The sequence below is a fragment of the Streptomyces sp. NPDC059169 genome (genome assembly GCF_042755225.1).
GTDB lineage: Bacteria > Actinomycetota > Actinomycetes > Streptomycetales > Streptomycetaceae > Streptomyces.
Window position 1 is genome coordinate 153,893 of record NZ_JBHZCF010000008.1, and the last position, 12,408, is coordinate 166,300.

General features: G+C 69.4%; 11 protein-coding genes. 10 read left to right on the forward strand and 1 reads right to left on the reverse strand.

The features are described from left to right. Position 1: 1 nt before the first annotated feature. From ACFXOM_RS17080 to glmS, 10 genes are all read left to right on the forward strand, one after another. Positions 2-1,162, forward strand: coding sequence for an acyl-CoA dehydrogenase family protein (locus tag ACFXOM_RS17080; protein ID WP_384931452.1), 1,161 nt, complete (start codon positions 2-4; stop codon positions 1,160-1,162). Positions 1,163-1,287: 125 nt separating this feature from the next. Beyond that, the gene (locus ACFXOM_RS17085) at positions 1,288-2,325 is read left to right on the forward strand and encodes an ABC transporter substrate-binding protein (RefSeq protein WP_385038351.1); all 1,038 of its coding nucleotides are present in this window, start codon (positions 1,288-1,290) and stop codon (positions 2,323-2,325) included. Between the two features lie 2 nt (positions 2,326-2,327). Beyond that, a complete protein-coding gene (locus ACFXOM_RS17090; protein WP_384931446.1) occupies positions 2,328-3,164 on the forward strand; it encodes a siderophore-interacting protein in 837 nt (278 codons plus the stop codon). A 228-nt stretch (positions 3,165-3,392) separates the two neighbouring features. Then, entirely contained in the window at positions 3,393-4,835 is a 1,443-nt protein-coding gene (locus tag ACFXOM_RS17095; protein ID WP_384931443.1) for a pyridoxal phosphate-dependent decarboxylase family protein, read from the forward strand. Beyond that, positions 4,819-6,099: a lysine N(6)-hydroxylase/L-ornithine N(5)-oxygenase family protein gene (locus tag ACFXOM_RS17100; RefSeq protein WP_385038353.1), complete on the forward strand. Its 1,281-nt coding sequence runs from the start codon at positions 4,819-4,821 to the stop codon at positions 6,097-6,099. Before ACFXOM_RS17095 ends, ACFXOM_RS17100 begins: the two co-directional genes overlap by 17 nt. Continuing rightward, on the forward strand, positions 6,096-6,650 hold the full coding sequence (locus tag ACFXOM_RS17105) for a GNAT family N-acetyltransferase (RefSeq protein WP_384931438.1): 555 nt from the start codon (positions 6,096-6,098) through the stop codon (positions 6,648-6,650). The genes ACFXOM_RS17100 and ACFXOM_RS17105 overlap by 4 nt, the downstream gene beginning before the upstream one ends. Next, positions 6,647-8,428 (forward strand): IucA/IucC family protein, encoded by a 1,782-nt coding sequence (locus ACFXOM_RS17110; RefSeq protein WP_384931436.1) that lies wholly within the window; start codon positions 6,647-6,649, stop codon positions 8,426-8,428. The genes ACFXOM_RS17105 and ACFXOM_RS17110 overlap by 4 nt, the downstream gene beginning before the upstream one ends. A gap of 157 nt (positions 8,429-8,585) precedes the next feature. Further along, complete coding sequence (locus ACFXOM_RS17115) at positions 8,586-9,443, forward strand: DUF4429 domain-containing protein (protein WP_385038356.1); 858 nt, start codon at positions 8,586-8,588, stop codon at positions 9,441-9,443. A gap of 101 nt (positions 9,444-9,544) precedes the next feature. Further along, entirely contained in the window at positions 9,545-9,820 is a 276-nt protein-coding gene (locus ACFXOM_RS17120) for a hypothetical protein (RefSeq protein WP_384931430.1), read from the forward strand. 69 nt (positions 9,821-9,889) lie between these two features. After that, positions 9,890-11,707 carry a glutamine--fructose-6-phosphate transaminase (isomerizing) gene (gene glmS, locus ACFXOM_RS17125; RefSeq protein ID WP_384931428.1) on the forward strand — a complete coding sequence of 606 codons (1,818 nt, stop codon included), beginning with the start codon at positions 9,890-9,892 and terminating at the stop codon, positions 11,705-11,707. Between the two features lie 120 nt (positions 11,708-11,827). Here glmS and ACFXOM_RS17130 read toward each other — a convergent pair whose 3' ends face one another. After that, on the reverse strand, positions 11,828-12,397 hold the full coding sequence (locus ACFXOM_RS17130) for an acetate uptake transporter (protein WP_384931425.1): 570 nt from the start codon (positions 12,395-12,397) through the stop codon (positions 11,828-11,830). Positions 12,398-12,408: the final 11 nt, after the last annotated feature.

Consider the following 12,408-nt stretch of genomic DNA (forward strand, 5'->3'; position numbering starts at 1 on the left):
CATGTCCCTCGACCACCGCCTCAGTCCCGAACACGAAGAACTCCGCCGCACCGTCGAGGAGTTCGCCCACGATGTCGTCGCCCCGAAGATCGGTGACTTCTACGAGCGGCACGAGTTCCCGTACGAGATCGTCCGCGAGATGGGCCGGATGGGCCTGTTCGGCCTGCCGTTCCCCGAGGAGTACGGCGGCATGGGCGGAGACTACCTCGCCCTGGGCATCGCCCTGGAGGAGCTGGCCAGGGTCGACTCCTCGGTCGCGATCACCCTGGAGGCCGGGGTCTCCCTCGGCGCCATGCCCGTCTACCGCTTCGGCACGGAGGAGCAGAAGCGCGAGTGGCTGCCGCGGCTGTGCTCCGGTGAGGTGCTGGGCGCCTTCGGACTGACGGAGCCGGATGCCGGATCGGACGCGGGCGGCACCAAGACCACCGCCGTACGGGACGGCGACGAGTGGGTGATCAACGGATCCAAGTGCTTCATCACCAACTCCGGCACGGACATCACGGGCCTCGTCACGGTCACGGCCGTCACCGGTCGCAAGGCCGACGGCCGTCCGGAGATCTCCTCGATCATCGTTCCGTCCGGTACACCCGGTTTCACCGTCGCCGCCCCCTATTCCAAGGTGGGATGGAACGCGTCGGACACGCGTGAGCTGTCCTTCTCCGACGTGCGCGTCCCGGTGGCGAACCTGCTCGGCGAGGAGGGCCGCGGGTACGCCCAGTTCCTGCGCATCCTCGACGAAGGCCGTATCGCCATCGCCGCGCTCGCCACGGGCCTGGCACAGGGGTGTGTGGACGAGTCGGTGAAGTACGCCAAGGAGCGGCAGGCGTTCGGGCGGCCGATCGGCGACAACCAGGCGGTCCAGTTCAAGATCGCGGACATGGAGATGCGGGCGCACATGGCCCGGATCGGCTGGCGTGACGCGGCCTCCCGGCTCGTCCTGGGCGAGCCGTTCAAGAAGGAGGCGGCGCTCGCGAAGCTCTACTCCTCGACGGTCGCCGTCGACAACGCCCGCGAGGCCACCCAGATCCACGGAGGCTACGGGTTCATGAACGAGTACCCGGTCGCCCGCATGTGGCGCGATTCCAAGATCCTGGAGATCGGCGAGGGCACCAGCGAGGTCCAAAGGATGCTGATCGCACGCGAGTTGGGCCTCACCGGCTGACCCTCGGGCCCGAGGCGGGGCCGTGTGCGCCGGGGCGCCCTATGGACAACTCATGAGGTTAGGCTAACCTATCTTCAACCTTGCCCAGAGGCCGCTCCGGCACGCACGAAAGCGAAACCACCCTCATGCCCAACGCTCGCGCTCCCCACCTCACCCGTCGCGGTCTGCTCGCCGCGAGCGGCGCCCTCGGGCTCGGCGTCGCGCTCACCGCCTGCGGCGGCGAGAAGAAGGGCGACCAGGCCTCCGACGCGAAGGCCGGGCCCTGGGAGTTCAAGGACGACCGCGGCCAGGTCGCCAAGGCCAAGTCGACTCCCGAGAACATCGTGGCCTTCACCGGCACGGCGGCCGCGCTGCACGACTTCGGCGTCGAGGTGAAGGGCGTCTTCGGCCCCACCTACGTCGAGGACAAGGCCAAGGGCACGAAGACCCCCGACGTCCAGGCCGGCGACCTCGACATCACCAAGGTTGAGGTCCTCGGCAACGTCTGGGGCGAGTTCAACGTCGAGCAGTACGCCGCCCTGGCGCCCGACCTCCTGATCACCGACATGTGGGAGAAGGACGCCCTCTGGTACGTGCCGGACCAGTCCAAGGCCAAGATCCTCAAGCTCGCCCCGAGCGTGGCCCTGTGGGCCGCCGACAACTCGATGCCCAAGGTGCTGCAGCGCCACGTCGAGTTGGCCGAGTCCCTCGGTGCCGACGTGAAGGCCAAGAAGGTCACCGACGCCAAGGCCGCTTTCGAGAAGGCCGCCGCCAGACTGCGCGCCGCCGCCAAGGCCAAGCCGCAGATCAAGGTGCTCATCGGCTCCGCGAGCGCGGACCTGTTCTACGCCTCCACCCCGGGACGGCCCACCGACACGCTCTACTTCAAGGAGCTCGGCGTCAATTTCGTGACGCCCGCCAAGCTGGACGCCGGCGGCTGGTTCGAGGGCCTCAGCTGGGAGAACGTCGACAAGTACCAGGCCGACGTCATCATGATGGACAACCGCGCCTCGGCCATCCAGCCCGACGCCCTGAAGTCCAAGCCCACTTGGGCGGAGCTCCCCGCCGTCAAGGCCGGACAGGTCATCCCACGTGTCACCGAACCGATCTACTCCTACGAGAAGTGCACCCCGATCCTCGACGACCTGGCGAAGGCCATCGAGAACGCGAAGAAGGTCGCCTGACGATGACGACCGCCGTGGCCGCCCCGTTCCGTTTCTTCCCCTTGCAGGTCATACGGGCGCGGCGGCTCGGCCCGTCGCTGATCCGGGTCACCTTCGGCGGAGAGTCCCTCGCGGGCTTCACCTCCGGTGGCCGGGACCAGTCCCTCTCCCTGTTCCTGCCGCACCCCGGCCAGGAGACTCCCGTCGTCCCACTGCCGGAGGACGGGGACGTGTACGGCGCCCTCGGTGCGTGGCGGGCACTGCCCGACGACGTGCGGGCCGTGATGCGCTCGTACACGGTGCGCGAGCAGCGCCGTGACCCGAACGAGCTGGATGTCGACTTCGCCGTCCACCCGGATGGCGGACCGGCCTGTCGGTGGGCGCAGAGAGCTTCCACCGGGGACCGGGTGACGGTCCTCGGTCCGGCGGTGGCCGACAACACGGCCGTGCGGTTCCGGCTGCCCGAGGACGCCGACTCCGTGCTGATGTGGGCGGACGAGACGGCACTGCCGGCCGCCTCGGCGATCCTCGAAACACTGCCGGCCGGCCTCCCTGCGCAGGTGTGGCTCGAAGTCCCGTCCCCCGGGGACCGCATCGAGCCGGTCACCGCCGCCGACGCGACCGTCACCTGGCTGGTACGGGAGGAGGGGACACCCCCGGCCGTCGAGGCGGTGCGGGCCGCCGCGCCCGTCGGGAAGGCCCCCTACGCCTGGATAGCCGGTGAGTCGAGTGCGGTGAAGGCGCTGCGCCGTCACCTGGTCGGCGAGCGAGAACTCGACCGCCGCCGTGTCACGTTCGTGGGGTACTGGCGCAGGGGACTGAGCGAGGACGCCCTGCGCGCCTCCCCCGCGGAGGCATAGCCCGCGCGGCCTGCGGGCTGCCCGACCTGCCGCCCGCGGCGGGCCTCCACCTCGTCAGGTTCCTTCTGGGGGCGCCCGCTTGATCGCGGTGCGCCCCCTCTCGCTGTCCCTGGTGGGTACGGCAGGCTTGGCTCGATATTTAGGTTAGGCTAACCTAAGTTCGACGCCGCCCGTCTCGCCCCTCCACACCCCGGGGCGACCTCGTCCCCAATCGGGAGGACCCCCACCATGCGCTCGCACCTGCTCAACGGCACAACGGCGGAGCACTACCGGCGCTCCGTGACCGAAGGAGTCGAGCGGGTGGCGGACAAACTCGCCACGACGCGACGTCCGTTCACCGGAGTGACGCCCCCCGAGCTCGCCCCCGCGATCGCCGCCGTCGACCTCGACCGGCCGCTCGGCGACTCCGCGGCCGCACTCGACGAGCTCGAGGAGCTCTACCTGCGTGACGCGGTCTACTTCCACCACCCCCGCTACCTCGGCCACCTCAACTGCCCGGTCGTCATCCCGGCCGTCCTCGGCGAAGCGGTGCTCTCCGCGGTCAACTCGTCCCTGGACACCTGGGACCAGAGCGTCGGCGGCACGCTGATCGAGCGCCGCCTCATCGACTGGACGGCCGACCGGATCGGCCTCGGACCGGCCGCTGACGGTGTGTTCACCAGCGGCGGCACCCAGTCCAATCTGCAGGGCCTGCTACTCGCCCGCGAAGAAGCCAAGACGAGGGACCCGGCGAAGCTGCGCATCTTCTCCTCCGAGTGCAGCCACTTCAGCGTCCAGAAGTCCGCGACCCTGCTCGGCCTCGGCCCGAACGCCGTGGTGTCCGTCCCGGTGGACCGGGACCGGCGTATGCAGACCGTCGCCCTCGCCGCCGAGTTGGAGAGGTGCGTACGCGAGGGGCTGACGCCGATGGCGGTCGTCGCCACCGCGGGCACCACCGACTTCGGCTCCATCGACCCGCTTCCCGAGATCGCCGGGCTGTGCGAGCAGTTCGGCGCCTGGATGCACGTGGACGCCGCCTACGGCTGTGGCCTGCTCGCCTCGCCGACCCGCCGCCACCTCCTGGACGGCGTCGAGTACGCCGACTCCGTGACGGTGGACTTCCACAAGTCCTTCTTCCAACCGGTGAGTTCCTCCGCGGTGCTGGTCCGGGACGGCGCCACGCTGCGGCACGCCACGTACCACGCGGACTACCTCAACCCGCGGCGCACGCTCGAGGAGAAGATCCCCAACCAGGTCGACAAGTCCCTCCAGACCACCCGCCGCTTCGACGCCCTCAAGCTCTGGATGACGCTGCGCGTCATGGGGGCCGACGGCGTGGGCAGCCTCTTCGACGAGGTCTGCGACCTGGCTTCCCAAGGCTGGCAGCTGCTGGCCGGTGACCCGCGCTACGACGTCGTCGTCGAGCCCCGACTGTCCACCCTGGTCTTCCGCCACATCCCGGCCCGCGTCACCTCACCGGCCGAGATCGACCGTGCCAACCTCTACGCCCGCAAGGCGCTGTTCGCCTCCGGTGAGGCGGTCGTCGCCGGTACCAAGGTCGACGGTCGCCAGTACCTGAAATTCACCCTGCTGAATCCCGAGACGACCGTGGCCGACATCGCCGCCGTCCTCGATCTGATAGCCGGCCACGCCGAGCAGTACCTGGGAGAGAACCTTGTCCACGCGTCCTGAGCACCGTGACGTCCACGATTTCATCGGCATCGGTCTCGGTCCGTTCAACCTGGGCCTCGCGTGCCTGACCGAGCCCGTGGAGGAACTGAGCGGGCTCTTCCTGGAGTCCAAGCCGGATTTCGAGTGGCACTCCGGAATGTTCCTCGACGGCGCACACCTGCAGACGCCGTTCATGTCGGACCTGGTCACCCTCGCCGACCCGACCTCGCCCTACTCCTTCCTCAACTACCTGAAGGAGAAGGGGAGACTGTACTCGTTCTACATTCGGGAGAACTTCTACCCGCTGCGCACCGAGTACAACGACTACTGCCGCTGGGCCGCCGCCCAATTGAGCACCGTCCGCTTCAACACCACGGTCACCGCGGTCGAGTTCGAGTCCGCCGACGAGGTCTACGCCGTCCGTACCGCCTGCGGCGAGACCTACCGCGGACGCCGGCTGGTGCTCGGCACCGGCACCCCGCCCCACGTCCCGGACGCCTGCCGGGACCTCGGCGGCGACGCCGTGCACAACTCCCGCTACCTGCAGGCCAAGGAGTCCCTGCAGAAGAAGGAGTCCATCACCCTCGTGGGCAGCGGTCAGAGCGCCGCGGAGATCTACTACGACCTCCTCTCCGAGATCGACGTCCACGGCTACCGGCTCCACTGGATCACCCGCTCCCCGCGGTTCTTCCCGCTGGAGTACACCAAGCTGACGTTGGAGATGACGTCCCCCGAGTACGTCGACTACTTCCACGCGCTGCCGGAGCCCACCCGCTACCGGCTCGAGTCGCAGCAGAAGAACCTCTTCAAGGGCATCGACGGGGACCTCATCAACGAGATCTTCGACCTGCTCTACCAGAAGAGGATCGGCGGCCCCGTCCCCACCCGGCTGCTCACCAACACCGCTCTGCACAGCGCCCGATACGAGGACGGGACGTACACGCTGGGGCTGCGGCAGGAGGAGCAGCAGAAGGACTTCGAGATCCGGACGGAGGGGCTGGTCCTGGCCACCGGCTACAAGTACGTCACGCCCGACTTCCTGGAGCCGGTGCGCGACCGCATCCGCTGGGACGGCCAGGGGCGCTTCGACGTCGCCCGCAACTACTCGATCGACACCACCGGACGCGGCATCTTCCTGCAGAACGCGGGCGTCCACACGCACTCCGTCACCTCCCCCGACCTGGGGATGGGCCCGTACCGGAACGCCTACATCATCGGTGAGCTGCTCGGCAGCGAGTACTACCCCGTAGAGAAGACCATCGCTTTCCAGGAGTTCGCCGTATGAGCACCACCGCACCCGCGCCCGGGGCGTTCGTCTTCCGCCCCCTGGACCCCCTGGCGGACGCCGAGCTGCTGCACCGCTGGGTCACCCACCCCAAGGCCGCGTTCTGGATGATGCAGAACGCCGCGCTCCATGACGTCGAACGGGAGTACATGGCGATCGCGGCCGCCGAGCACCACGATGCCTTCCTCGGTCTGCACGACGGTGAACCCGCCTTCCTGATGGAGCGGTACGACCCGGCTCACGTCGAGCTGGTCGGCCTGTACCAGCCGGAGCCCGGTGACGTCGGCATGCACTTCCTGGTGGCCCCGACCGACACCCCGGTGCACGGCTTCACCCGCGCCGTGATCACCGCGGTGATGCACGAGCTGTTCGCCGACCCGCGGACCCGGCGCGTCGTGGTGGAGCCGGACGTGGCTAACAAGGCCGTGCACGCGCTGAACGAGGCGGTCGGTTTCGTGCCCGCGCGCGAGATACGGAAGCCAGAGAAGAAGGCACTGTTGAGCTTCTGCACCCGGGAGCAGTTCGAGGCAGCCGTCGGGGCCGCCCGATGACCACCTCCATCGACAGCGTCGCGCACCTCACCCCCGAGCTGTGGGCGGAGGCCAACCGCCGGCTGATCCGCAAGGGCCTCGCCGAGTTCTCCCACGAGCGCCTCCTCGCGCCGAAGGACCTCGGCGGCGGCCGCTATGCGGTACTGAGCGACGACGGAAGGACGGAGTACCGCTTCACGGCGCACCGGTTCGCGCTCGACCACTGGCAGGTCGAGCCGGGATCCGTCACCCGCCACCGTGACGGCGGACCGCTGCCGCTGGACGCCCTGGAGTTCTTCACAGAACTGCGCGGGTCGCTCGGGCTGTCCGACGAGATCCTGCCGGTCTACCTGGAGGAGATCTCCTCCACCCTGTCGGGAACGGCGTACAAGCTCACCAAGCCCGAGGCGTCCGCCGCCGACCTGGCCCGAGCGGGCTTCCAGGAGATCGAGACCGGGATGACCGAGGGCCACCCGTGCTTCGTCGCCAACAACGGCAGGCTCGGCTTCGGCATCCACGAGTACCACCGGTACGCACCTGAGGCCGCGGCCCCGGTGAAGCTGCTGTGGGTGGCCGCACACCGTTCCCGCGCCGCCTTCACGTCCTGTGCCGACCTCGCCTACGAGGATCTGGTGCGGACCGAACTGGGCCGGAAGACCCTCGACCGGTTCGACGCCCGGCTCCGCGACCTCGCCCTCGATCCGGACGACTACCTGCTGATGCCGGTCCACCCCTGGCAGTGGTGGAACAAACTGTCCGTCACCTTCGCCTCGGAGGTCGCCCAGCGCCGGCTGGTGCCGCTCGGCGAGGGCGACGACGCGTACCTCGCCCAGCAGTCGATCCGTACCTTCTTCAACACCAGCGACCCGGCGAAGCACTACGTGAAGACGGCGATGTCCGTCGTCAACATGGGATTTATGCGGGGTCTCTCAGCCGCGTACATGGAGGCCACACCCGCCATCAACGACTGGCTGGCCGCGCTGGTCGAACGGGACGACGTACTGAAGGCAGCCCGCTTCTCGATCATCAGGGAGCGGGCGGCGGTCGGCTACCGGCACCTGGAGTACGAGGCGGCCACCGACCGGTACTCGCCCTACCGCAAGATGCTCGCCGCCCTCTGGCGGGAGAGTCCGGTGCCCACGCTCCAGGACGGCGAGCGGCTCGCCACGATGGCCTCACTGCTGCACGTGGACCGCAGCGGGGCGTCCTTCGCGGGTGCGCTGATCGCACAGTCCGGCCTTGCGCCAGAGGTGTGGCTGCGCCGCTATCTGGACGCGTACCTGGTGCCGGTGCTGCACTCCTTCTACGCGTACGACCTCGTCTACATGCCGCACGGCGAGAACGTCATCCTCGTGCTCGGCGAGGACGGCGCCGTGGCGCGGACGGTCTTCAAGGACCTCGCCGAGGAGATCTGCGTGATGGACCCGGACGCGGTCCTCCCACCGGCGGTGGAGCGGGTCCGTGCCGACGTCCCGGAGGACATGAAGCTGCTGTCGGTCTTCACCGACGTCTTCGACTGCTTCTTCCGTTTCCTCGCCGCCGCGTTGGCCGAGGAGGGCGTGCTCGACGAGGACGGCTTCTGGCGGACGGTCGCCGAGTGCATCCGCGCCTACCAGCACTCGATGCCGCAGCTGGCCGACCGGTTCGCCCGGTACGACGTGTTCGCCGACGAGTTCGCGCTGTCCTGCCTCAACCGGTTGCAGCTGCGCGACAACCAGCAGATGGTGGACCTCGCCGATCCCTCGGGAGCCCTCCAGCTGGTGGGCCACTTGGAGAACCCGGTCGCCCGGTTCCGCTGACGGACCGGCGTGCGCCCTGCGGAGTACGGTCCCCCGCGGGGCGCACGTCATCGCGCGGTCGCCCGGGGACGACGGGGGCGACGGGGGCGACGGGGGCGACGGGGCGACGGGGGCGACGGAGCCGTGGCTTCCGCCCTCTCGGTGGAACAATCCCCGCATGGTGGAAATCATGCAGAAGGACGGGGCGTGGGACTTCGACGGGACCACGTTGCGCATCGTGCCCGGCCACGACAAGAGCGTCGGGTTACTGCGCCAGACCCTCGGCGAGGTCGCGATACCCCTGGACGCCCTTGCCGGGATCTCGTACGCGCCCGGCAAGAAGGAGGGGCAACTGAAGCTGCGACTGCGCGAAGGCGCCGACGCTCTCCTACAGGTCACCGGGGGCAAGCTCGCGGACGGCTCCGATCCCTACCGGCTGAGCGTCTCGAACGATCGCTCGGGGGTCGCCGAGTACCTCGTCGACGAGGTCCGCAACGCGCTCCTCCTGGAGCAGGTCGACACCGGCCCGACCAATGCGTACCTGCTCCCCGGCCCCACCCTGCCGATCACCGTCGGCGCGGGCGACGCCTCCGTCGCCTTCGACGGGGAGCGAATCCGGCTGGAGTGGAACTGGAAGACGGAGGAGTCCAAGGCCTCCGGCGGCAGCCGGATCGTGGAGCTCGATGACGTGGCGGCGGTCGAATGGCTCCCGGCATCCGGGCTGGAGAACGGCTACCTACGGTTCCGGGTGGCCAGGACGGGGACCCCGCCCGCTCCGAAGTACGACCCTTACGCGGTGGAGCTGTGGGGCTTCCGGAAGGATCCCCTGATGGCGCTGGTCGGGGCGGCGGTGACGGCCAGAATGCCGCATCCGCACGCGCCCTCGGACGGCGCTCCTCCTCCTGGCCCCCATGCGGCCGAGGACCGTGATGTACTGCTGCGACAGCTGCGCGAGCTGGCGGAGCTGCACCAGGCCGGGGCCCTGACGGACGAGGAGTTCTCCACCGCCAAGCAGGCGGTCCTCAAGCGCCTGTGAAACGTCACCCGGCGCCGCATGTAATCACGATCACGCAGTTTTCTGCCCGAAACCGGGCAGGATTCTTGCGTAGCGACGGGGGAAGCCCTCAATATCTACGGGTGCTCGAACGCCGCTCGTCGCACGACGACCTCATCGACCACCTGGTGCGCAGCACCGCGCTCCGGCGCGGCGAGGCGGCCCGGGTGGTGCTCGACGTGCTGGCGTTCTTCGACGAAACGACCGAGGAGTACGTCCGTCGCCGCCACCGAGAGCTGCAGTCCGGCGGCGCCGCGAACACGGAGATCTTCGAGCGGATCGCGGCCGAGCTGCCGCACCGCGCCGTGGCACCGCCGGAGCTCTCGCTCCGGCAGCTGCGCCGCATCGTCTACGGCTGACAGTCGGCCGGGCCGCTCCACCGGGCGGCCGAGCACAACACCCGTCGAACCTGGAGGGGCAAGAACCATATGTGCGGAATCGTCGGTTACATCGGGAAGCGCGACGTCGCGCCGCTGCTGCTGGAGGGCCTGGCGCGGCTGGAGTACCGGGGTTACGACTCCGCGGGCATGGTGATCACCAGCCCCAAGTCCGGCGGACTGAAGATGGTCAAGGCCAAGGGTCGCGTCCGCGACCTGGAGGCCCGCGTCCCCAAGCGCTTCGCCGGCACCACCGGCATAGCCCACACCCGATGGGCCACGCACGGCGCCCCGAGCGACCACAACGCGCACCCGCACATGGACCCTGAGAACAAGGTCGCCGTGGTCCACAACGGCATCGTCGACAACGCCGCCGAGCTGCGCGTCAAGCTGGAGGCCGACGGCGTCGTCTTCGCGTCCGAGACCGACACCGAGGTGCTCACCCACCTGATCGCCCGCGCGCAGGCCGACAGCCTCGAGGAGAAGGTCCGCGAGGCGCTCAAGGTCGTCGAGGGCACCTACGGCATCGCCGTCATGCACGCCGACTTCAACGACCGCATCGTGGTCGCCCGCAACGGCTCCCCCGTGGTCCTCGGCATCGGCGAGAAGGAGATGTTCGTCGCCTCCGACGTCGCCGCCCTGGTCACCCACACCCGCCAGGTCGTCACCCTGAACGACGGTGAGATGGCCACCCTGAAGGCCGACGACTTCCGCACGTACACGACGTCGGGCACGCGGACCACCGCCACCCCGGAGACCGTCGAGTGGGAGGCCGCCTCCTATGACATGGGCGGTCACGACACGTACATGCACAAGGAGATCTGCGAGCAGCCCGACGCCGTGGACCGCGTGCTGCGCGGCCGCATCGACGACCGGTTCTCCACGGTGCACCTCGGCGGTCTGAACCTGGACGCCCGCGAGGCCCGCGGCATCCGCCGCGTGAAGATCCTCGGTTGCGGCACCTCCTACCACGCGGGCCTGATCGGCGCCGGCCTCATCGAGTCCCTGGCCCGCATCCCCGCCGACTCCGAGCCCGCCTCCGAGTTCCGCTACCGCAACCCGGTCGTGGACCCCGACACCCTCTACATCGCCGTCTCGCAGTCCGGTGAGACCTACGACGTGCTCGCCGCCGTCCAGGAGCTCAAGCGCAAGGGCGCCCGCGTCCTCGGCGTGGTGAACGTGGTCGGCTCCGCGATCGCCCGCGAGACGGACGGCGGCGTGTACGTGCACGCCGGCCCGGAGGTCTGTGTCGTCTCCACCAAGTGCTTCACCAACACGGTCGTCGCCTTCGCCCTGCTCGCACTGCACCTCGGCCGCATCCGCGACCTGTCGGTGGCCGACGGCAAGCGGATCATCGAGGGTCTGCGCAAGCTCCCCGCCCAGATCTCCGAGATCCTCGAATCGGAGGACGAGATCAAGAAGCTGGCGGCCGAGTACGCCGACGCCAAGTCGATGATGTTCATCGGCCGGGTCCGCGGCTACCCGGTGGCGCTGGAGGCCTCCCTGAAGCTCAAGGAGATCTCCTACATCCACGCCGAGGCCTACCCGGCCTCCGAGCTGAAGCACGGTCCGCTGGCGCTCATCGAGCCTGCGCTGCCGACGGTCGCGATCGTCCCCGACGACGAGCTGCTGGAGAAGAACCGCGCCGCGCTCGAGGAGATCAAGGCCCGCAGCGGCAAGATCCTCGCGGTCGCCCACCAGGAGCAGGAGAAGGCCGATCACACGGTGGTCGTGCCGAAGAACGAGGACGAGCTGGACCCGATCCTCATGGGCATCCCGCTCCAGCTCCTCGCCTACCACACGGCCCTGGCCCTCGGCCGGGACATCGACAAGCCGCGCAACCTGGCCAAGTCCGTCACGGTGGAGTAGTTCCGCCCGGCGGCGGAAGACGCAGGACCGCCACGGCGATCCCCCCTGAGCACGCCACCCGTGCGCAGGGGGGATCACCCTTTCGCCGCCGGCGTCGCCCTCGCGCCGGCCCGCGGCCGCTCAGCCGGTGGCCGTCACCCCCCGGCCGGCAGCACGTCCGGTGAAGGTGGGCCAGTGCGCCAGGGTCGCCGTGGCGCCGTACCAGGCCGCGAGACCCGCGACGGCACCGACCCAGCCGCCGGCCTTGGCGAGGCCGCCGTTGTCCGCGAACGACGCGATCGCGAGGAGCAGCATGGCGACGCACAACAGCCCGTAAACGCCCTGGCCGAAGATCCCGCCGCCCGAGGCGGCGACGGTGAGGGTGAGCGCCAACAGGGCGAACAACAGCAGGAAGAGCCCGGCGGCTTCGGCCGAGACGTCCGTGCCGACACCCGTCCCCCAGGTGAACCAGAAGGCGCCGAGGCCGGCGAAGGCCGTACCCGTACCGGCGTTGCCCGTACGGAACTCGAGCAACCCGACGACGAACAGGGCGACTCCGCCCACCCAGGTCGCGAGCGCTGCGGCATCCGATGCCGCGACATTGTCGATCACACCGGTGTTGCCGAGGCCGAAGGCCAGCAGCGTGAGTCCCAGTGCGAGATGGCCGAGAGTGGTTGACGTGGCGCTTCCCGCGGAGACTTCGTTGTCCACGGCGGGCTCCC